20 protein-coding genes are annotated in these 21131 nt (G+C 73.2%); 12 read left to right on the top strand and 8 right to left on the bottom strand.

From position 1 onward, the window contains the following. Positions 1–311: 311 nt before the first annotated feature. From WMF20_RS13315 to WMF20_RS13340, 6 genes are all read right to left on the bottom strand, one after another. Complete coding sequence (locus WMF20_RS13315) at positions 312–1412, bottom strand: TauD/TfdA family dioxygenase (RefSeq protein WP_437613737.1); 1101 nt, start codon at positions 1410–1412, stop codon at positions 312–314. A gap of 6 nt (positions 1413–1418) precedes the next feature. After that, the gene (gene rarD, locus WMF20_RS13320; RefSeq protein WP_437613739.1) at positions 1419–2438 is read right to left on the bottom strand and encodes an EamA family transporter RarD; all 1020 of its coding nucleotides are present in this window, start codon (positions 2436–2438) and stop codon (positions 1419–1421) included. Positions 2439–2596: 158 nt separating this feature from the next. Next, the gene (locus WMF20_RS13325; RefSeq protein ID WP_437613741.1) at positions 2597–4144 is read right to left on the bottom strand and encodes a glucuronyl esterase domain-containing protein; all 1548 of its coding nucleotides are present in this window, start codon (positions 4142–4144) and stop codon (positions 2597–2599) included. A 56-nt stretch (positions 4145–4200) separates the two neighbouring features. Continuing rightward, on the bottom strand, positions 4201–5049 hold the full coding sequence (locus WMF20_RS13330) for a hypothetical protein (protein ID WP_437613743.1): 849 nt from the start codon (positions 5047–5049) through the stop codon (positions 4201–4203). Then, positions 5046–5585 (bottom strand): sigma-70 family RNA polymerase sigma factor, encoded by a 540-nt coding sequence (locus tag WMF20_RS13335; RefSeq protein WP_129581350.1) that lies wholly within the window; start codon positions 5583–5585, stop codon positions 5046–5048. Before WMF20_RS13335 ends, WMF20_RS13330 begins: the two co-directional genes overlap by 4 nt. A gap of 62 nt (positions 5586–5647) precedes the next feature. Next, positions 5648–5902, bottom strand: coding sequence for a hypothetical protein (locus WMF20_RS13340; protein WP_437613746.1), 255 nt, complete (start codon positions 5900–5902; stop codon positions 5648–5650). A gap of 10 nt (positions 5903–5912) precedes the next feature. On the opposite strand from WMF20_RS13340, the gene WMF20_RS13345 reads away from it, so the two are divergent. Both WMF20_RS13345 and WMF20_RS13350 read left to right on the top strand, forming a co-directional pair. Next, complete coding sequence (locus WMF20_RS13345; protein ID WP_437613748.1) at positions 5913–7358, top strand: sigma 54-interacting transcriptional regulator; 1446 nt, start codon at positions 5913–5915, stop codon at positions 7356–7358. Between the two features lie 426 nt (positions 7359–7784). Beyond that, a complete protein-coding gene (locus WMF20_RS13350) occupies positions 7785–8186 on the top strand; it encodes a hypothetical protein (protein WP_437613750.1) in 402 nt (133 codons plus the stop codon). A gap of 126 nt (positions 8187–8312) precedes the next feature. Here WMF20_RS13350 and WMF20_RS13355 read toward each other — a convergent pair whose 3' ends face one another. Further along, positions 8313–8684: a thioredoxin family protein gene (locus WMF20_RS13355; RefSeq protein WP_437613752.1), complete on the bottom strand. Its 372-nt coding sequence runs from the start codon at positions 8682–8684 to the stop codon at positions 8313–8315. Positions 8685–8784: 100 nt separating this feature from the next. Between WMF20_RS13355 and WMF20_RS13360 the strand changes: the two genes are divergently transcribed. From WMF20_RS13360 to WMF20_RS13370, 3 genes are all read left to right on the top strand, one after another. Beyond that, entirely contained in the window at positions 8785–9321 is a 537-nt protein-coding gene (locus WMF20_RS13360) for an RNA polymerase sigma factor (RefSeq protein ID WP_437613754.1), read from the top strand. Positions 9322–9412: 91 nt separating this feature from the next. Then, positions 9413–10210 (top strand): N-formylglutamate amidohydrolase, encoded by a 798-nt coding sequence (locus tag WMF20_RS13365; RefSeq protein WP_437613756.1) that lies wholly within the window; start codon positions 9413–9415, stop codon positions 10208–10210. A 218-nt stretch (positions 10211–10428) separates the two neighbouring features. Next, the gene (locus WMF20_RS13370) at positions 10429–11241 is read left to right on the top strand and encodes an SRPBCC family protein (RefSeq protein ID WP_437613758.1); all 813 of its coding nucleotides are present in this window, start codon (positions 10429–10431) and stop codon (positions 11239–11241) included. Between the two features lie 27 nt (positions 11242–11268). Here WMF20_RS13370 and WMF20_RS13375 read toward each other — a convergent pair whose 3' ends face one another. Then, on the bottom strand, positions 11269–15228 hold the full coding sequence (locus tag WMF20_RS13375; protein ID WP_437613760.1) for an ATP-binding protein: 3960 nt from the start codon (positions 15226–15228) through the stop codon (positions 11269–11271). Positions 15229–15739: 511 nt separating this feature from the next. Between WMF20_RS13375 and WMF20_RS13380 the strand changes: the two genes are divergently transcribed. Genes WMF20_RS13380 through ureG form a run of 7 tightly spaced genes read left to right on the top strand, consistent with a single transcriptional unit; the run spans position 15740 to position 20980 of the window. Beyond that, entirely contained in the window at positions 15740–16594 is an 855-nt protein-coding gene (locus WMF20_RS13380; protein ID WP_437613762.1) for an urease accessory protein UreD, read from the top strand. Between the two features lie 10 nt (positions 16595–16604). Further along, a complete protein-coding gene (locus WMF20_RS13385) occupies positions 16605–16955 on the top strand; it encodes an urease subunit gamma (protein WP_129574718.1) in 351 nt (116 codons plus the stop codon). Between the two features lie 18 nt (positions 16956–16973). Continuing rightward, positions 16974–17285: an urease subunit beta gene (locus WMF20_RS13390; protein WP_437613764.1), complete on the top strand. Its 312-nt coding sequence runs from the start codon at positions 16974–16976 to the stop codon at positions 17283–17285. A gap of 12 nt (positions 17286–17297) precedes the next feature. Then, complete coding sequence (gene ureC / locus WMF20_RS13395; protein ID WP_437613766.1) at positions 17298–19019, top strand: urease subunit alpha; 1722 nt, start codon at positions 17298–17300, stop codon at positions 19017–19019. Between the two features lies 1 nt (position 19020). Next, positions 19021–19662, top strand: coding sequence for an urease accessory protein UreE (locus tag WMF20_RS13400; protein ID WP_437613768.1), 642 nt, complete (start codon positions 19021–19023; stop codon positions 19660–19662). 32 nt (positions 19663–19694) lie between these two features. Next, positions 19695–20339 carry an urease accessory protein UreF gene (locus WMF20_RS13405; protein ID WP_437617118.1) on the top strand — a complete coding sequence of 215 codons (645 nt, stop codon included), beginning with the start codon at positions 19695–19697 and terminating at the stop codon, positions 20337–20339. After that, positions 20336–20980, top strand: coding sequence for an urease accessory protein UreG (gene ureG, locus WMF20_RS13410; RefSeq protein WP_437613770.1), 645 nt, complete (start codon positions 20336–20338; stop codon positions 20978–20980). The genes WMF20_RS13405 and ureG overlap by 4 nt, the downstream gene beginning before the upstream one ends. The last annotated feature ends 151 nt before the right edge of the window (positions 20981–21131 follow it).

The raw sequence follows: 21131 nt of genomic DNA on the forward strand, positions 1-21131 counted from the left end.
CCGGCGCCATGTGGGCGCGGCGTGCGCACGCGGCGGTGAGCTGTCTTGCGGAGCGCGGGCGCCCTGAGCAGGCAACGCGCGCACGCGGCGGTGAGCTGCCTTGCGGAGCGCAGGCGCCCTGAGCAGGCAACGCGCGCATGCGGCGTGAGCTGCCTTGCGGAGCGCAGGCGCCCTGAGCGAGCAGCGCGCGCTCGCGGCGGCGGGACGCCCCGCCGAGCGCCGGCGAGCCGAGAGGCGAGGCGCGTCAGCAGCTCCCGATCCGGACAGGCCGCCGTGAGGGCTCGCTGGCGCCCGCGCCCGTCACCCGGCGCTCACGCCGGATCGAGCGGGGCGTGGAGGCGCGCGCCCGGCACGACGATGCCCCCGCGGTCGCCGGGGGTGAGCGAGCCGAAGCGCTCGCGGAACACCGGCGGCAGCGGCCGCGCCCCGGGCGGAGCGAGCCAGAGGCGGAGCAGGTGCCGCCTGCGATCCGGCTCCGGCCAGTCCTCGAACGCCGTGCGATCGTGCAGCAGCGTGTGGTTGTGCACGAGCTGGATGTCGCCCGGGCGGAGCTCCATGGTCATGTGGAGCGCAGGGTCGTTGGCGAGCGCGTCGAACAGGTCGAGCGCCTCGACCTGACGCGCCGTGAGCGGCGGGACGTCGGGAAAGCGGCGCGCCGACTCGATGTACTGGCGCTGGTAGATCGCGGACAGGAGCCCAGCGTGCCAGTTGAGCACGGGGATGCGGAAATACGGCCTCTCGCCCGCCGGCACCTCGCCGCGGCGGTCGGTCTCGATCGGCGCGAACAGCGCCTCCGCGAGGTCCGGGCGCGCGCGCCGCATCTCGTTGTACAGCGTGACCGAGCTGACCAGCGCCGAGAGCCCGCCCGCCCGCGCGGTCCGGAGGCAGAGCAGCGCCACGACGTCGCACGAGTCGGTGTGGAACGTCTGCCGCTCGCGCGTCTGGTAGACGCGCACGCTCGGGTCCTGGCTCGACAGGCCGAGGTCCTTCACGTGACCGAGGACGTGCCCGCGCGCGTTCTGCGAGCGCGCGCTCCCGAGGTGGCTGCCGATCCCGAGGAACGCGATCGCGGCCGCGCGGAGGTCGCCGCGGCCGCCGCGGTCGAGCCAGCCGCCGCGCAGCCCGCGGAGCAGGGCGAAGCCGCGGCCGTCGAGCACCTCGGCGAGCACGCGGCGGAGGCGCGCGGCGAGCGTCGGCAGCGGGAAGTCCTCGCCGCGGATCCGCGCCGGATCGGCGCCCGTCTCGCCGAAGCGGCGGACGGCGGCCTCGACCTCCTCGATCTCCGCGGGCGTGAGGTGCTCGATCCAGCCGTCGCCCCGCGCCATCTCGGGGCCGTACCAGGCCGCGGGGCCGGCGAGGTGCGCCGGGATCTGCGAGAGGTCGGCGAGCGGTGCGGTCGGTTCGAAGCTCATGGGTCTCTACATGCCGAGCGAGGTGCGCGCGACGGAGGAGGCCCGCGCGCGCAGCGCGGCGTCGGCGCTGAACACGGCGAGCCCGGTCCAGATGCAGGCGAAGCTCACGGCCTGCGTGGCCGTGAACGGCTCGCCGTAGACGAGGACGGCCAGCAGGAACTGGCCGCTCGGCGCGAGGTACTGGAGAAAGCCGAGGGTGGTGAGCGACAGGCGTCGGGCCGCGTTCGTGAACCAGACGAGCGGCAGCGCGGTGACGATGCCTGTCGCGGCGAGGAGGAGATCGGTGCGGAGGTCGACGCGGCCGATGGCGCCGGCGCCCTGGGCGTGGAGGGTGGCCAGGTAGGCCGCGCCGAGCGGGGCGATGAACAGCGTCTCGAGGGTGGAGCCAGGGAGCGAGTTGACGGCGACGACCTTCCGCAGGAGACCATAGACACCGAACGTCCCGGCCAGGGCCAGCGCGATCCAGGGGACCGCGCCCGCGCGCACGGCGAGGTGCACGACGCCCGCGGCGGCGAGGCCGAGCGCGATCCACTGCGCCGGGCGCAGCCGCTCGCGCAGGAACACCATGCCGAGCAGCACGCTGAGCAGCGGGTTGATGAAGTAGCCGAGGCTCGCGTCGAGCACGCGCCCCACCGAGACGGCGTAGATGAAGAGGACCCAGTTCGCGGAGACGAGCGCGCCGGTGGCCGCCATGGCCCCGACGACGCGCCGGTCGCGGAGCGCCGCGCCGAGCGCGCGGAGCTGCCCCGTGGCCAGCGTGAGCACCGCGAACGCGAGCAGGCTCCAGACGGTGCGGTGGGCCAGGATCTCGACCGCGCCGACGTGGCGGAGCTGCTTCCAGAAGACGGGGACGATGCCCCAGGCGCTGTACGCCGCGACGCCGTAGACGACGCCGAGGGCGGCCTCTCGGCGGCTGTCGCGGGGGTTGTCGGGCGTGGGCATCGGCGGCCAGGGATCGCGGGGGGGCTCGCGGTTCGACGTGAACCGACGGAGGCGACGGCCCGCGCTCGACCGGCGTGCCAACATGCCGGCGCCGCTCCTGAATTTCAAGCGTCATGTGAGGGCGACGCGAAGGCGGCCAATGCGTGTCGTCGCGCGAAGGCGCACAAGCGGAGGCGTGTTCTGATAGAGAGAGCGTCTGGGAGCGTTTGGTGCTCGCGCTGGTCGCTTTCGCCCGATGAAGCTCAATCCAGGGGCGGAGTGGCCCAATCCCTCCACTCCGACAGGTTGCCGGTCGCCTGGCTCGCCGCCGAGATGACGCGGGGGCTGTCCTCGGTCTTCTTCAGGAACTTGCGAATGCTCTTCCGCAAGGGCTCGTTCCACTCGGAGCGCTGCGCGCAGTGGGTGCCGTCCGCCACGGCGGAGATGTAGGAGATGTTGCTGCCCGCGCCGAGCGCGTTGTACACCTCTGCGCCGGCCAAGACGGCCACGTGCGCGGACTTGGGGCCGAGGTTCGCGATGTGCGGGTTATCCATGATGAAGAGCCCGCGCGGCGCGACCATGGCCACCACTTCGTGCGTGTCCACCGGCAGCGACGTCACCCTGCTGGTGAACGCGCTGAACGCGTCGCCGAGCCAGTAGGTCTCGCCATAGGCGCTGCTCGGGCTCTGGGCACCTTCCCCGGGGATCCCGCGCCAGATCGGCACGCCGCCGCTGCCAGACTCGATCGGCAGGGTCAGCGCGACGCGCTGATCGAAGGCGCCGATCGTGAACGCGCCCTTGCCGAAGCGAGAGCACCCCGAGACCCCGATGGCGTCCGCCGCGAGGATCTCGCCGCCCGACGCCTCGATGACGTCGATGATCCGGCTGACGCCCCAGGACCACGCGGCCAGGAGGCCCGTGGTGCTGTTCGAGCCGTAGATGTCGTAGAACGCCCCTCGCTTGTCGGTGCGCGACGCCCCGGACTCGGCCCCGACCGCGTAGGGATCGTAGGTGATGACGGCGACGCCCTCGCCCTTGACGAGGCTGGCGTTCAACGGGAATCCAAGGAAGCCTCCCCCGAGGCCGATGATCGCCGGGTAAGGCCCTGTGCCGCCGGTGGGCAGCTCGACGCTGACATTGAAGCTGGTGCTCTTGCCGCCGTGAGATACGTTGACCGTGATGCGAGTGTTGGTGACGGTCCCGGAGACGCTGTCAGGCTTCGGCGGCTTCGTGCCGTAAATGTACTTCTCGGCCTGCTTCTTGATCTCTTGCCTCCGGCAGCGCCATTCGGCCTTGGTCGACATGCGCGATCCGTCGAGCTTCTTGAAGGGGTCTGGCAGCTTGGCGACGGTGGGGAGAGCGCCTGAGTCCGGCAGGCTGGGAACCACGCAGTCGGTCCCTTCATCCTCCGCGAAGGCCGTGCCGGAGCCGCCCTCGCCGCCGGCGCCGCCAGGGCCGCCGGCGCCCGTGCCGGAGCCGCCCTCGCCGCCGGTGCCCGTCGTGGCCCCCCCGCCGTCGCCGGCGCCCGTGCCCCCGACTCCATCGCCGCCGGCGCCCGTACCCCCGACTCCATCGCCGCCGGCGCCCGCGCCCCCGCCGCCCGTGCCGCTCGTGACGCCAACGCCGGTTCCGGTGGTCGAGCTGACGGCGCTGGTTCCTCCGCTGGCGCTTCCGCTGGTGGCCGCTCCGCTCGTGCTCGTCGATCCGCCGTTATCTACGCCGGGGCCGTCTGAGAGGTCGACGCTGCACGCCGCGAACGCGACGCATGCTGGCACGAGGGTTGAAGTCAAGAGGACTCGCTGGAGTGTCATGTGCGTTCTCACCTTTATGCTGCGCGAAATAAATTCGACGTTCCCATGCCTTCCCGTCATCGCGGGTCGCTCCTCAGCTCCGGCACGAGGACCTCGATCCGGCGGCGGTAGGCCGAGCTCGGGTGCTCCGCGACGAAGCGATCCGCGCGGGCGCGCGCCTCGCCGCCGCGGCCGAGCGCCTTCAGGGCGCCGATCGCGATCACCTCGCGCTCCTGGGAGAGCGCGCCGCGCGGGAAGCGCGCGCGGTGGACGTCGGTGAGCGCGAGCGCCTCGGCAGGGCGCACGCCGAGCGCGTCCTGCGCGCGCTGCAGCAGGCCGGTCTCCGTCTCGGCGTCGGGCAGCGCCGCCTGCGCCGGATCCCCCGCCACCTTCGCGTCGGTCGCCGGGGCGGGCGCGCGCGCGGGCGCCGGCGCGTTCGCCGGAGGGCGCGGCGGGGCCGGATCCGGCTCGCGCGCCCGCGCCGCCGCAGGGGGGGCGCCCGCGGGGACCGCCGGCGCTTCCGCGACGGGGGCGGCGGTGGGCGCCGCTTTCGGCGCGGTCGCGACCGCCGCGGCGCGGGGCGGCCCGGGCGGCGGCTGCGAGCGCGACGGCATGAGCCACACGGCCCCGACGAGCACGGCGCCCACGGCCGCGCCGATCGCCAGGCCGGAGAGGGCCGTCGGCGGCGCGGCGGCCACGGTTGGAGCGAGGCCCGCGGGCGCGCCCGAGCCGCCCGCGGGCGCGGCCGAGCCGCCCGCGGGCGCGGCCGAGCCGCCCGACGGGCCTGGCCCCCCGAGCGGGAGCCGCGCCGCGAGCCGCGCCAGCCGGGCCTCGTCCGGCCCGTCGCGCCGCGCGGCCTCGAGGCCGAGCCGGAGCGCGTCCGGGCTGTCGTCCGCGTCGATCAACCTGGGAAGCTCGTCGCTCATGCGCTGCTCCTCGCGGTCATCCGCGCGGCCCCGGCCGGCGCCGCGACGAGCTCCTGCCGGCGCATCGCCGCCTCGATCTGCGCCCGCGCCGCGCGCAGCCGCGAGTACGCCGTCTGCAGCGGACACCCCGCCGCCTGCGCGATCTCCGCCATCGGCAGCTGCTCGATCTCGTACAGGACGAACACCGCGCGCTTGTCGTCGTCGAGCTGATCGAGCGCCGCGTCGAGCCGATCGAGCGCGCGGCGGCGGTCGAGCGTCTCGTCCTGCGGCGCCGCCATGATCTGCTCGGGGACGGTGCCCGCCACCTCCTCGCGCCTCCGGTGCGGCCGCCGCCGGTACTCCGACGCGAGCCGCAGGCAGATGCCGTAGAGCCATGTGCGCAGCGTCGAGCTGCCATCGAAGGTGGCGAGCTTCCGGTGGACCACGAGGAACACCTCTTGGCAGACGTCCTCGACGTCGGCGTCGCGAACGCCGAGCCTTCGCAGCACGCGCCAGACGTAGGCCGCGTTCTCTTCGAAAATCTGCTGGAGGGTCATCCGGAGGGGCCGAGGCAGGGACGCCCACGGCCCTCCTGGATGGCCCGGGGGGCGAGCCTTTATCAAGGAAAGTGAATGCCGACAACGACGTCGGCCGCCCCCGCCAGCGGGGCCGCCCGGAAGACCTGGCGGCCCTGGCTCTGTGCGTCGATGTAGTAAAAAGTGTCCCGCACGAGCGGTGTCGCGCGGAACGCACGGATCCGACGCGACGAGAGCGGGTGTGCCCAGAACAAATCACGCGCCGCGCGGAGGAGGTTTGGTAGCATCGCCCACACAATGTCCGGCGACAGAAGCGCATCGACGGCGACCTTGAGCACAACGGCGTCGATGCGACTTGGCGCGCCGACCGCCGGGCGCGTGAGCTCGGGGGCGGGCATCGTGCTGCTCTATGCGCCCAATTACGAGCAGTTTCGCCCCGCGTACGCCCTGCCCGAGTCGGGCTCGGTCCTCGGCCGCGACCCGAGCGCGGACATCTACATACCGACGCGAACCGCGTCGCGCCACCACGCCCGCATCGAGCGGCGCGGGGGCGTGTGGCGGCTCTTCGATCTCGGCGGCCGCAACGGCACGCTGCACAACGGCGAGTTCGTCACGGAGGCCGTCCTCGCGCACCTCGACGAGCTCCGGATCGGCGACGCCATCTTCAAGTTCGTCGAGAGCGACGCCGAGAGCTACGCGCACTACCGCATCGACGGCGCCTACTTCGACGATCCGGACGCGCCGGCGGGGGCCCGGCCGCGCACCTCGACGAGCCGGATCGTCGGCGGCCACCAGAGCCAGCGCCTCGCCGGGAGCCTGCGCGAGATCGCGCGCAGCGGGCTGTCGGTGCTGATCCTCGGCGAGAGCGGGACCGGAAAGGAGATCTTCGCCGAGCAGCTCCACGACTGGAGCGGCAGGCGCGGGCCGCTCCAGGCCGTCAACTGCGCGGCGATCCCCGCCGCGCTCATCGAGGGGGAGCTCTTCGGACACCAGCGCGGCGCCTTCTCGGGCGCCGACCGCGACCGGGTGGGCATCCTCCGCGCGGCCCACCAGGGCACGCTCCTGCTCGACGAGATCGGGGATATGCCGCTGGAAGCCCAGGCGAAGCTCCTCCGGGTGATCCAGTCGAAGGAGATCACGCCGCTCGGCGCGTCGCAGCCCGAGCAGGTCGACGTGCGGATCGTCGCCGCCACCCACCGCGACCTCGACGCGCTCCAGCAGACGGGCGCCTTCCGCGCCGACCTGTTCGCTCGCCTGAACGAGTTTCGCATCACCCTGCCGCCCTTGCGCGAGCGCAAGGAAGACATCTTCTCGCTGTGCGTCGCGCTCGCGAGGCGCCACGGTCGGCCCGTGGTGCGGCCCAGCATGGCGTTCATGGCGGGCCTGCTCCACCACGATTTCCCCTACAACGTGCGAGAGCTAGAGGCACACATCAAGCGCTGGGCCGCGAGGGATCGCGGCGCCGAGCTCGACGTCGAGGACCTCAGCGACGAGATCCGGCGCACGATGCGGAGCTACGGCGCCCGGAGCTCGGCTTCGCAGCCGTCGCCCGCGGACGAGGCCCGCGCGACGCTGGCCCCGGAGGACGAGGCGGCGATGTCGGCCGGCGAGGGGGCGTACGCGCCGCGGGCGACGCTGCCGCCGAGGATCTCCCCGGACGAGAAGGTGCTGCGGGAGCTCCTGGTGCAGCAGCGGGGCAACGTCGCCGCGGTGGCGCGCGAGCTCGGGAGAGATCGCGCGCAGGTGCACCGGTGGATCCGGCGATTCAACATGAACATCGACGACTTCCGCTGATCGGCGCGGCGCGGTGGGCGCCGGCCCAGAAGCGTAGTCCTGCGCGCCCGCCCGCGCGCTCGCCGGACGACTGCCGTGCTCGCGCCCGCCACCGCGCAGCGCGTGCGCGCCGCCGAACCCCGCGCCCGCCGGCCCGACGGGGTGGGCCCGGCGCGCGCCGGCGTCCAGCGAGCCAGGCAAACCCGCGGCGCGCGCCCGGCGGACGAGCGCCCGCCGCCGCGCCGCGAGATCCGCGTGGCACCCGCGTTGCTGGCGCGGAGCGCGGCGCCGGGATCTGCGCCGAGCACAGCGAGGTTAGGAATGCGAAGTATCTACTCTGTGGCAGGGCTATGCGCATGCGCAGCGATGATGGGCGCGTGCATGCACAACACGAGCGACGAGACGGAGCCTGGAGAGACACGGCCAGGAGAGACCGAGCCTGAAAAGATGGGATTCGTCACCGTCCACTGGGCGATCGAGGACCAGACCAACGCCTCTCAGTGCAAGGCGTACGGCGCGAGCGCGGTCGAGCTGATACTCATCGACACGAAGAACAACCAGGTCACCAGGCAGGTGGTCCCGTGCGAGCGGTTCGACACCAGCGTCCAGGTCGCCGCCGACGACTACGTCGGGACGATCACGCTCGTCGACGAGAACGGCAAGCCGGTCAGCGAGCCGCTGCCGGTCGGACCGTTCGAGGTCTCCGCGACCGAGCAGGCGACGCGCCGGGTCAGCTTCCCCGCCGCCGAGGGGCAGCGGGGCAACGAGGGGCAGCGGGGCAACGAGGGGCAGCGGGGCAACGAGGGGCAGCGCGGCACGCATCGACCGCACGACCGGCAACGACGTTAGAGCGCGGGCGGGGCGCGCCGCCGGCGCGACCCCCGGAGCGAGCTCGAGCGCGGACCCGCCGCCGCGGCAGGATCGGGCCGAGCCGCCGCGGCAGGATCGGGCCAGGGCAGCGCCGGCGGGACGCCCTCAGAGCGGCGAGGGCGCCCGGTCGCCCCGCGCCCCCGCGGAGAGCTCTCGCCCCTCGACGAGCTTCAGGAGCTTCTCTTTCGTGGTCAGCCCCACGTGGCGCGCCACCTCCTTGCCCCCGGCGAACGCGACGACCGTGGGGAGCCCGCGGATGCCGAAGCGGCGGGCGAGCGCCGGGCTCCGGTCGCCGTTCACCGCCACCACCTTCAGGCGCCCTGCGCCCTCCTCCGCCACCTTGTGCAGGATCGGCGCGAGCGCGCGGCACGGCGGGCACCACTCCGCGGTGAACTCGACGAGGACGGGCACCCCGGCCTCCAGCACCTCGGCGTTGAAGTCGAGCTCGTTGATCTCGTGGACGGGATTCATGGTCATTGCGCGAGCCTCCATGCCCTGGCAGGTCTCGAGACCGGCAACCATTACAGCCCTCGCCGGTGTAATGTGGGCGCGGCTCGAGACCTGACCTCCGTAGACCATGGAAGCCATCAAGGACGCGGACGACATCCTGGGTCGCGTGTCGCACCTTGTGCGCGTCGAGCGCGCGGCGCTCGCCGCGCTGGCGCGCGCCGAGGGGGTGACGCCCGAGGATGCGGTCGACTGCGTGCAGGAGGGCCTCTGCACGCTGCTCATCCTCGCGCAGCGGGGCGAGCTCCCGGAGGACGCCGGCGCGTGGGGAGGCGTGCTCGCCGGCATGGTGCGGAACGCCGCGCGCAACCGGCGCCGCCGGCACTTCCGCGCCCGGCCGCACGAGGACCTCGACGCGCACCCGGAGGCCGCGGGGGTCGTCCCGGCGACCGACGAGGCGATCGCGCGCGCGGAGGAGCACGTGCGCTTGCGCGCGTGCGTCGAGGAGCTCTGCGAGATCCAGAAGGCGGTCGTGACCCTGCGCATGCTCGAGGAGCAGCCGGGGGAGGACGTGGCGCGGGCGCTCGGCATCTCGGCCGGCCACGTCGCGGTCCTCCTGCACCGCGCCAAGGCCGCGCTGCGCGCCTGCATGACGGCGCCGCCCTGATCGCGGCCGGCGCGCTCCCGGCGCGCGCGCTCGCTCCCGATCGCGCGCGGCGCGGCGGCGCTCGGGTCTGCTATGTGTCGGGCGAGACGCCATGAGCCCCCCTCCGCCTGATTTGCGCATCCTCGCGCCCGACGAGCCGCCTGCGTTCGAGGTGGTGAATCCCCAGGGTCGATCCAGCGCGGTCCTGCTCTGCGATCACGCCTCCAACGCGGTCCCGCGGCGCCTCGCCGCGCTGGGCGCGCAGGAGGAAGCGCTCAGCCAGCACACCGGCTGGGACATCGGCGCGGCGCGCCTCGCGCGGCGCCTGTCCGCCCTCCTCGACGCGGCGCTCGTGCTCTCCGGCTACTCGCGCCTGGTCATCGACTGCAACCGGCCGCTGGGCTCGCCGACCTCCATCCCCGAGATCAGCTGCGGCGTGCCCATCCCCGGCAATGCCATCGACGCCGCGGAGGCCACGGCGCGCGCCGACGCATGCTTCTGGCCCTACCACCGCGCCATCGACGCGCTCCTCGACGCGCGGCGGGATCGCCGGGAGAGCACGGCGATCCTCAGCGTCCACAGCTTCACGCCGTCGATGCCCGGCCAGGACCGGCCCTGGCACGCCGCCGTCCTCTACGGCCGCGACCGGCGGCTCGCCGCGCCGTTCCTCGAGGCGATGCGCCGCGAGCCCGGGCTCTGCGTCGGCGACAACGAGCCGTACCGCGTGACCGACGGGGGCGATTACGGGATCCCCGTGCACGGCGAGGCCCGCGGCCTGCCGTGCGTGCTCCTCGAGATCCGCCAGGACGGGCTGCTGAGCGACGAGGGCGTGGAGGCCTGGGCGCAGCGCCTCGCCGCCATCTACCGGGAGATCGAGCCCGGGCTGTTCCCCGGCGCCGGCGGCGCGTGACGCGCGCCGCGCGCGCGGCCCCGCCCTCGCGGGGACCGCCGGGCCGAGGAACGCCCGGAGGTCATTGACAAGAAAAGTTGTCAACGCTAAGCCTGACCGAGTGGCTGACGTTGACGTCGTCGAGATCCGGCCGCGGCCACGGCGGCGATCGAGCTCGTCGAGGGCCGGCTGCTCGCGGAGCTCGGCTCCCGGATCGCGACATCTCGAAAGGAGCCAACATGCCAGTGAAGAAAGACGCGTCCGGCCGCCGGAGCGTCCAAGCGGAGGTCGAGGTTCCCGGCAGCCCCGAGGAGGTGTGGCGCGCCATCGCGACCGGGCCCGGGATCTCGTCGTGGTTCGTGCCGAGCGAGGTGGAGGAGCGCGAGGGCGGCGCCGCCGTGTCTCACTTCGGCCCGGGCAACAGCATGGACTCGGTGTCGAAGATCACGGCCTGGGATCCGCCGCGCCGGTTCACCGCCGAGAGCCCGGAGGCCATGGGGCCGGGCAGCCCGGCCGTCGCCACGGAGTGGGTCGTCGAGGCGCGGTCCGGCGGGAGCTGCGTCGTGCGCGTGGTGCACAGCTGGTTCGCGAGCACCGACGACTGGGACAACCAGTTCGAGGGTCAGGAGCATGGCTGGGTCGCCTTCTTCCGCATCCTGCGGCTCTATCTCGCCCATTTCCGCGGAGAGCCCTGCGTGGCTTTCCAGGTGATGGGCGCCGGCCCCGCGCCGCTCACCGCGACGTGGGACGCGCTTGTCGGTCCGCTCGGGCTCGCGGGCGCCGCCCAGGGCCAGCGGGTGAGCACCTCCGCCGGCGCGCCGCCCCTCGCCGGCGTGGTCGAGAGCGTCGGGCCGAGCGAGCATCCGGAGCTGCTCCTGCGGCTCGACGAGCCGGCGCCCGGCATCGCCCACATCTTCGCGCTCCCCATGGCCGGAAAGATCTTCCTGCCGATCCGCCTCTTCCTGTACGGCGACCAGGCCAAAGCCGGGGCCGCCCGCGCCGAGCCCTCGTGGCAGGCGTGGATGGCCGAGCGCTTTTCTCCTGGTCAGTGAGCCGGGGCGCTCTCCTCGGCGCTCCCCTCACCGCGGCGCCGGCGGCTCGCCGGGCGCAGCCAGCCGCGCGCCGAGCTCGTGGATCCGGAACGCCTCGGCCAGCCCGCGCACCTCCCGGAGCCACGGCGCGAGCCGCGGGTCCTCCGCTTCGAGCGCGGCGAGGCGCTGCACGAGATCCGGGATGCGACCCCGGTCGACGAGCTCGGCGAGCCGCGCGAGCTCCTCCGGGGGCGGCGGCACCACCGGCGCACGCGACGGCGCGCCGCCGCCGCCATCCACGCCGCGCGCGCTGCCGGTCGACGCGTGGATCCAGGTGAGCGCGAGGCGGCGCTCCAGGAGCTCGAGCAGGGCGCCGAGCTCGATCGGCTTCGGGAGGAAGCCGTCGCAGCCGGCGGCCGCGCTGCGCGCGCGCTCGGGCGCCTCGACGCTGGCCGACGTGGCCAGGATCGGCACCTCCGCCAGCCCAGGGAGCCGGCGGATGCGGCGCGCGGCCTCGTCGCCGCCGAGGTCGGGCATGCGCAGATCCATCAACACGAGGTCCGGCCTGCGCCCGGCCGCCAGCGCGACCGCCGCCGCTCCGCCCGCGGCCTCCAGGACCTCGAAGCCGAGCGGGGCGAGCGCGTCCCGCAGGAAGGCGCGGTTGTCCTCGTGGTCGTCGACGACGAGGATCGACCGGCGCGCTCCCTCGTAGCCCGCGATCGCCTCGGCCCCGCGCCGCTCGCCCGCCGGCGATTCGCCGGAGATGACGGGGAGATCGAGCGCCACCGTGAAGGCGCTGCCCTCGCCGGGCGCGCTCTCCACGTCGACGCGGCCGCCCATCTGGTCGACGATGCGGCGCGTGATCGCGAGCCCCAGGCCCGCGCCCTCGCCCTGCGCGCGCCGCTCGCCGGCCTGCTCGAACGGCTCGAAGATGCGCGCGAGATCCGCCGGCGCGATGCCCGGGCCGGTGTCCTCGACGCGGAGCACGACGCCGCCGCGCGCGCGCCCGTCGCGCGGCGCGACCCGGAAGGTCACCCGCCCCGCGCGCGTGAACTTGATGGCGTTGCCGAGCAGGTTGAGGAGCACCTGCGTGAGCCGCTTCTCGTCGACCCGGACCCACGCCGGCGTGCCCTCCGCGACCTCGAGCTCGAACGCGAGCCCCTTCTGCGCCGCCCGCACCTTGCACAGCTCCGCGACCGTCCGCGCGAGCGACGGCAGGTGGACGTCCGCCGGCGCGAGATCCATCCGGCCGGCCTCGATGCGGGCGAGGTCGAGCACGTCGTCGATCAGCGTGAGCAGGTGCTCGCCCGACCGGCGCACCACGTCGACGCTCGCCCGATCCTCGGCGGCGATCCGCCCGGAGCGCTGGAGGAGCTGCGCGTACCCGAGGATGCCGTTGAGCGGGGTGCGCAGCTCGTGGCTGATGCTCGCGAGGAAGGTGGTCTTCGCCTGGTTCGCGGCGTCGGCGGCGTCCTTGGCGGCCTTGAGCTCGGCCGTGCGCTGCTCCACGAGGAGCTCCAGCTCGCGCGTGCGCCTCCGGAGCGCCCGGAGCCGCAGCCGCACGCCGGCGTAGGCGAGCCCGGACAGCGCCGCCGCGTAGCCGAGGTACGCCCAGGCGGTGCGCCACGGCGCGGGCCGGACGCGGAAGGCGACGGCCGCGGGCCCGGCCACGTTGCCGGCGTGATCGCGGCCCCAGACCTGGAAGGTGTACGGGCCGGGCGCGAGGTTCGTGTAGCGCGCGCTCGCGTCCGCGCTCCACGCGCTCGGCGCCGCGTCGAAGCCGACGAGCTGGGTGCGGTAGCGGGTGCTGCGCTCGTGGAAGAGGCTCAGGAGCGCGTACTCGAACGCGACGGTGTTCTCGTCCCAGGCGAGCGACGCGCCCGGCGAGAGGGCGAGCGCGCCGCGCGGACGTTGAGCGCGCGCGTCGAGCGCGAGCGGCTTCGGCGCGACGTCCGGGACCTCCTCGGCCGGATCGAGCACCGCCACCCCGCCGGTCGTGCCCGCCCAGACGCGGCCCCGGCCGTCGATGAACGACCCGTTCTGGTTGCACTCGTTGCTCGGCAGCCCGTCGTCGGTGGTGAAGGTGTACGCGGCGAGCTCGGCGGGGTCGTCGGGCGTGGGCGCGCGCGGGGTGAAGCGGGTGACGCCGCGGTCGGTGAACGCGTAGATCCGCCCCTGCGCGTCCGCGCGCACGCCGTAGACGATGCTGTCCGGCAGCGCCGGCCGGGTCCGCTCGTTCAGCGGCTCGAGCCACGCCTCCGCGTCGAGGTCGTAGCGCGAGATCCCGCCCTGGGTGCCGATCCAGAGCACGCGCCGGCCGCGCGCGTCCCGGATCTCGGTGAGCGCGGCGACCGCGTTCGAGGCGAGCGGCGCGTCCGCGGCCGTGTAGCTCCGCCACTGCCCGTCCGTGAGCCGCGAGAGCCCCCTCATGGTGCCGAACCAGGTGGAGATCTTCCCGCCCGGGGCCGCGGTCTCGAGGACGCCGGTCACGTGATCGTCCGCGAGGGGCACCTGCGCCTTCGTGAAGACCTGCCACGCGCCGCCCGCGTCCAGGCGTGCGGCCCCGGTGTCCGTCGCGATCCAGAGCGCGCGCCCGTCCAGGGACTCCGACAGCGCCTGCACGCCGACGCCGGGGAGAGGCGAGCTCTGCTTCGTGTACGTGGTGAGCTGCCCATCGGCCCAGCGATGGACCCCGGCGACGTCGCTGCCGATCCAGACCACCCCGGGCTCGCGCGAAGACGGCAGGAGGAAGGTCACCAGGGTGCCGAGCTTGCCGGCGAGCTCGGGCGCGTCGAGCGGCGCGAAGCCCTGCTCCGACGATCGCACCACGGTGTCGTTCACGGCCACCCAGAGCGCGGGCGGGCCGCCCTCGGCTCCCGGCGCGCGCACCTCGGCGATGGAGGTGATGCTGCCGGACAGGCCCGCGTTCCGCTGCGTGAACCCCACCCACCCGTCGTGCCGCAGGCGCGCCAGGCCGCCGGCGTTCGTGCCGACCCAGAGCGTCCGGCCGCCGTGCGCCGCGCCGGCCGCCGCGAGCGCCATCACGTGGTCGTCCGGCAGCGTCGAGCTCGCCTTCGTCAGCGCCGTCCACGTCCCGCCCTGGAGCCGCGCGAGGCCGCCGCCGTAGGTGCCGGCCCAGAGCGTCCGCGCGCCCGTGCCGCTCACCGTCTCGGCGAGCGCCCGCACGGGCTGCGAGAGCTCCGGCACGGTCGCCGGGGTGAAGCTCTCCCAGCGCCCATCCGCGAGCCGGGCGACGCCGCCCCTCGTGCCTGCCCAGAGTACGCGGCTCCCCGCCTCCCCGGAGGTCTCGAGCAGGCTCATGACCACGTTGCTGGGCAGCCCGTCGGCGGTGCTCGCGAAGCGGGCGCAGCCCCGGGCGTCGCAGCGGAAGAGGCCGTCGCCGGTGCCGGCCCAGAGCCCCTGCGCCCCGCCCGGGAGCGTGGCCGCGTGCAGCGAGCGGACATCCGGGTGCTCGAACCCGGGCCCCAGGTCGACCCGCGCCCACCGCTCGCCGTCGAGCCGGTAGAGGCCGTCGATCGTGCCCACCCAGAGCGCGCGCCCTGGGCCCGCGGGCGCCTCGAGGAGCGCCCGGATCGGTCTCTCGCCCGCGAGCCCCTCGGCGGCCCCGAAGCGCGTGAAGCGCCCCTCGGCGTAGCGGATGACCTGGCCGGTCATCATCCCGAACCAGACCGCGCCGTCCCATCCCACGGCGACCGCCTGCACCCAGCTCGATCCGCCGCCGGTCGGCAGGGGGAGGGGCGTGAAGCGGCGCCCGTCATAGGAGGCCGCGCCGTTCTGGGTCCCGATCCACAGGCGGCCGCCGGGCTCGAAGGCGATCGCGTTGATGGTGATCTGGGGGATGCCGTCCTCCACGTCGAAGACGCGCATCGCTGGCGCGCCGCGCGCCAGGAGGTCGCCCGCGGCGGGCGCGGGCGCCAGGGCCACGCCGAGGCCGAGCGCGAGGCCGACGCGCAGGCGCCCGCAGGGGAAGGGGGATTGGCCGAGCATGCCGGCCGCACTCTAGACGAGTTCGCGGCGACGGATCTGGCCCCTCGAGGCATCGCCCGAGCTCATCCCTGGTTTCATGAGAAAATGAGAGAATGAGCCACAGAGGCGCAGAGGGCACAGAGGAAGAGAGAGAAAGGCTATATATCTCTCTCTCCTCTGTGCCCTCTGCGCCTCTGTGGCTCGAATTCTTCTCCATCGCGGGGCCGGAGGCGAGCCTGGGAAACGCCGTGCTGGGGATGATCCTGTCGAGGATGACAGGACCGTGACCGGGCGGCTACACGATGGACATACGGCTCGATCCTCGGCCTCCTGACACCAGAGCACCGGCTGCGCATCGCACGTCGCGGCGAGCGCGAGCGTCGCGTGCGCGCGGCTGGCCCGCTCGCCGAGAGGGGCGACCGGCATGGGACCAAAGTCCTATGGACAGCGCTGCATGGGCTGGAGTACAAGCCCGAGGCCGGATCGGCGAGCGGCGAGGCGGGGCACTTTGCACGATCGACAGGGGCTCTCATTGGCTGATCCGACGGATTACCCCGAGCGACGCCTGGGGCTGCAGCGGGACGACGGGTTTCTCGAGGTCCGCTTCGAGCGGCACGATCGCACGAGGCCGGTGCACGTCGCGCACCGCGCCCCGTGCCGCATGCTCTTCCCGCGGCAGGAGCCGGACGAGCCGCTGCTCGGGGTGTTCATCACGACCTCCGGCGGGACGGCCGGAGGCGATGTCCTCCGCGTCTCCATCGAGGCGTCCCGCGGCGCCACGGCGACCGTGACGAGCCAGGCCGCCGAGAAGATCTATCCGTCGCTCGGCGCTCCGAGCTGCCTCTCGCTGAAGCTCCGCGTGGAGGAAGGCGCCGAGCTCGAGTGGCTGCCCCAGGAGACGATCCTGTTCGACAGCGCCCGTCTCGAGCGGCGCGTCGAGCTCGACGTCGCGCCGGGCGGGAGCCTCCTGGCGCTGGATCTCGTCGTCTTCGGCCGGCTGGCGCGGGGCGAGCGCTTCACGGCCGGCGCGCTGCACGACGTGTGGCGCCTCCGGCGCGGAGGGCGGCTCACGTGGGCGGACGCGCTCGGCCTCTCGGGCGACGTCGCCGCGCAGATCGCGAATCCCGCGGGCTTCGGGGGCGCCACGGCGGCGGGGCTCTTGCTGCTCGTCGCCGACGACGCGGCGGCGTGGGTCGACGAGGCGCGCGCGCGGCTCTCGCGGGGGTCGTCCCGCGCGGGCGTCACGCTCGTCGGCGGGGCGCTCGTGGCCCGGGCGCTCGGCGCGGAGCCGGCGCACGTGCGGCGCGATCTCGCCGAGCTGGTCTCGTGGCTCAGGGCGGCGCGCTCGGGCCATCCGGCGCGCATGCCGCGTTTCTGGTCGATCTGAGGAGGAGTCGATGAATCTCACCCCGCGAGAGAAGGACAAACTGCTGATCTCCATGGCCGCGATGGTCGCGCGCCGGCGGCTCGAGCGCGGCGTCAAGCTCAATTATCCGGAGGCGATCGCGCTCATCTCCGACTTCGTGATGGAGGGCGCCCGCGACGGCCATTCCGTGGAGGATCTGATGCGCAGGGGCGCGCGGGTGGTCTTCCTGGAAGACGTGATGGAGGGCGTCGCCGAGATGATCCACGACGTCCAGGTCGAGGCGACGTTCCCCGACGGCACGAAGCTCGTCACGGTCCACAACCCGATCGGCCCGCGGCTCGGGGTCACGTCGGCGCCCCAGAACGAGCACGACAAGCCGTAGAGGCGAGGAGGAGGTTCCATGATCCCCGGAGAGATCATCAGCAGAAGAAAAGACCTGATCGTGCTCAACGAAAGGAAGCCGAGCGTGACGGTCACCGTCAAGAACACCGGCGATCGGCCGATCCAGGTGGGCAGTCATTACCACTTCTACGAGGTCAACGGGGCGCTCGAGTTCGACCGCGAGAGGGCGCGCGGCATGCGGCTCGACATCCCGGCCGGCACGGCGAGGCGGTTCGAGCCGGGCCAGACGTACGAGGACGTGCCCCTGGTGGCCTACGGCGGCGCCCGTGTCGTCGTGGGATTTCAGGGGAAGATCAACGGTTCACTCTAGGAGACCCGGGCGATGGCTTCCACGATCACTCCCTTCAACTACGCGAGCCTGTACGGCCCGACGGTCGGCGACAAGGTGAGGCTCGCCGACACCGACCTCTTCATCGAGGTCGAGCACGACCTCACCGCCCTCCACGGCTATGGAGAGGAGGTCTCGTTCGGCGGCGGCAAGGTCATCCGCGACGGCATGGGCCAGTCGCAGAGGACGCGGGCCGAGGGCGCCGTCGACACGGTGATCGTGAACGCCGTCATCCTCGACCACTGGGGCGTCGTCAAGGCGGACATCGGCCTCAAGGACGGCCGGATCGCCGCCATCGGCAAGGCCGGCAACCCCGACGTGCAGGACGGCGTGACCATCGTCATCGGCCCCGGCACCGAGGTGATCGCGGGCGCCGGGAAGATCGTCACCGCCGGCGGCATCGACACGCACATCCATTTCATCTGCCCGCAGCTCGTCGAGGAGGCGCTCTGCTCGGGCCTGACCACGATGATCGGCGGCGGCACCGGGCCGGCGGCGGGCACGACCGCGACGACGTGCACGCCCGGCCCCTTCCACCTCCGGCGCATGCTCCAGGCCGCCGAGGCGCTGCCGATCAACATCGGCCTGTTCGGCAAGGGGAACACGAGCCGGCCCGCGGGCCTCATCGAGCAGATCGAGGCTGGCGCCTGCGGGCTGAAGCTCCATGAAGACTGGGGCAGCACGCCCGCGGCCATCGACAACTGCCTCTCCGTGGCCGACGCGTACGACGTCCAGGTGGCGATCCACTCCGACACGCTGAACGAGGGCGGCTTCGTCCAGGATACGATCCGGGCCTTCAAGGGCCGGACGATCCACTCGTTCCACACCGAGGGGGCCGGGGGCGGCCACGCGCCCGACGTCATCGCGCTGGTCGGGGTGCCCAACGTGCTGCCGGCGTCCACGAACCCGACCCGGCCGTTCACCAAGAACACGGTGGCCGAGCACCTCGACATGCTCATGGTCTGTCACCACCTCAAGAAGGACATCCCGGAGGACGTGAAGTTCGCCGAGAGCCGCATCCGGAAGGAGACGATCGCCGCCGAGGACATCCTGCACGACCTCGGCGCCATCTCGATCATGTCGAGCGATAGCCAGGCGATGGGGCGCATCGGCGAGGTCGTCCTGCGGACCTGGCAGACCGCCGACAAGATGAAGCGCCAGCGCGGCAAGCTGCCGGAGGAGAGGCAGAACAACGACAACTTCCGCGCCAAGCGGTATGTCGCGAAGTACACCATCAACCCGGCCATCGCCCAGGGCGTCAGCCGGCACATCGGCTCGGTCGAGGTCGGCAAGCTCGCTGATCTCGTGATCTGGTCGCCGGCCTTCTTCGGGGTCAAGCCGGACATGGTGCTCAAGGGCGGCTCGATCGTCATGGCGCCGATGGGCGATCCAAACGCCGCGATCCCGACGCCGCAGCCCGTGCACTACCGGCCGATGTACGCGGCCTATGGCCGGAGCGCGATCGAGAGCTCGGTCCTGTTCGTCAGCCAGGCGTCGCTCGCGCGCGGGGTCGGGGCGGCCGCGGGGCTGTCGCGCCCGCTCGTCGCGGTGGAGAACACCCGGTCGGGGATCTCGAAGGCGAGCATGATCCACAACAGCGCCACGCCGCGCATCGAGGTCGACCCGGAGCACTACACGGTGAGGGCCGACGGCGAGCTGCTCACCTGCGAGCCGGCGGAGGTGCTCCCCATGGCCCAGCGTTACTTCCTGTTCTGACATGCGACGCGCCATCCAGGTCATCCCCCGCGGCAGCACGCCCGAGATCTCCGCCGAGGCGCGCGTGACGCTCGCCTACGACGACCGGCACCGCCGGCGGATCCGGCTCGCGACCGACGAGGGGTGGGAATTCCTGCTCGACCTGCCGGAGGCGACCGTGCTCGGCGACGGGGACGGCCTTCGCCTCGAGGACGGCGGTTGGCTCCTGGTCCGCGCGGCGGACGAGGAGCTCGTCGCGGTCACGTGCCGCGAGGCGGCGGATCTGCCGCGCATCGCCTGGCACATCGGCAACCGTCATATCCCGGCCGCCTTCGACGGCGCGCGGATCCTCATCCGGTACGACCACGTGATCGTCGACATGGTCCGGGGGCTCGGCGCCGAGGCGACGCCGCTCCGCGCGCCGTTCACGCCGGAGCGCGGCGCGTACGACCAGAAGGCGCCGCACGGGCATGGACACTCGCATGCTCACGAGCATGGGCATTCCCACGAGCATGGGCATTCCCACGAGCATGGGCATTCCCACGAGCATGGGCATTCCCACGATCATGGGCACTCCCACGATCATGGGCACTCCCATGAGCACGAGCACTCCCACGGTCACGGTCACGGCCATGGGCACGGTCACGAGGACCGACACGGGTGACCTCCGTGGGCGATGACGCGCTCTATCGCCTGATGAGCTGGATGTCGCCGGCCTACCCGGTCGGCGGCTTCAGCTACAGCCACGGCCTGGAGTGGGCGGTGGAGGCAGGCCTGGTGAGCACGGCCGAGCAGCTCCGGGTCTGGGTCGCGGCGATCCTCGGCGACGGCTCGGGCCGGGTCGACGCGGCCCTCCTGGCGGCCGCCTACCGCGCGGAGCACGACCGGGAGCTCGACGAGGTGGCCGAGCTCGGGGCGGCGCTGCGGGGCACCCGCGAGCTCGCGCTGGAGAGCGCGCAGCAGGGCGCCGCGTTCCTCGCCATCACGCGCGCCGCCTGGCCGCACCCGCGCCTCGACGCCTTCGCGGAGCGCCACGCGGGCGAGGCGCCTTTCCCGGTCGCGGTCGGGCTCGCCGCGGCCGCGCACGGCGTCCCGCTCGATCCGACCCTGACGGCGTACCTGCACGCCTTCGGCTCCAGCCTGGTCTCGGCGGGCATCCGCCTGGTCCCGCTCGGCCAGACGGACGGCCAGCGCGTCGTGGCGGCGCTCCAGCCGGTCATCGTCGCCGCCGCCCGGCGCGCCCGCGACACGCCGCTCGATCGCATCGGCGCCGCGACGCCGGGGGTCGATCTCTCGTCGATGCACCACGAAACCCAACACACGAGGTTGTTTCGATCATGACAGCAAGCACTCACGGTCCCCTCCGCGTCGGTATCGGAGGGCCGGTCGGCTCCGGCAAGACGGCGCTCGTCGATCGCCTCTGCAAGCGCATGCGCGACGAGTGGCGCGTCGCCGTGGTCACCAACGACATCTACACGAAGGAAGACGCCGAGTTCCTGACCCGCTCGGGCGCGCTCAGCCCCGAGCGCATCGTCGGCGTCGAGACCGGCGGCTGCCCTCACACGGCGATCCGCGAGGACGCCTCGATCAACCTGGCGGCCGTGCGGGAGATCGCGCAGCGCCTCGCCCCGCTCGACCTCGTGTTCGTCGAGTCCGGCGGGGACAACCTGGCCGCGACCTTCTCGCCGGAGCTCGCCGATCTGACCCTCTATGTCATCGACGTGTCGGCCGGCGACAAGATCCCGCGCAAGGGCGGCCCCGGGATCACCCGGTCGGACCTGCTCATCATCAACAAGATCGATCTCGCGCCCATGGTCGGCGCGAGCCTCGAGGTGATGGACCGGGACGCCCGGAAGATGCGGGGAGACAGGCCGTTCCTCTTCACCAACCTGAAGGAGAACAAGGGCGTCGAGGAGATCGCCGCCTTCATCGTCAAGAAGGGCGGCCTCGATCCCAAGAGCCTCGCCTCCGTGGGCGGCTGAAGGGCGAGCGAGACGTCGACCGCCAAGGCGCCAAGGACGCCAAGATAGGATTATCTTCTTGGCGTCCTTGGCGTTCTTGGCGGTTCGAGGTCAGCGACGTCCTTCATCCCGATCTCGTGAACGTCGCGCTGGACCAGCACCGAGCGCAGCT

Source organism: Sorangium sp. So ce834 (assembly GCF_051521425.1).
In the GTDB taxonomy this organism is placed as follows: domain Bacteria; phylum Myxococcota_A; class Polyangia; order Polyangiales; family Polyangiaceae; genus Sorangium; species Sorangium cellulosum_D.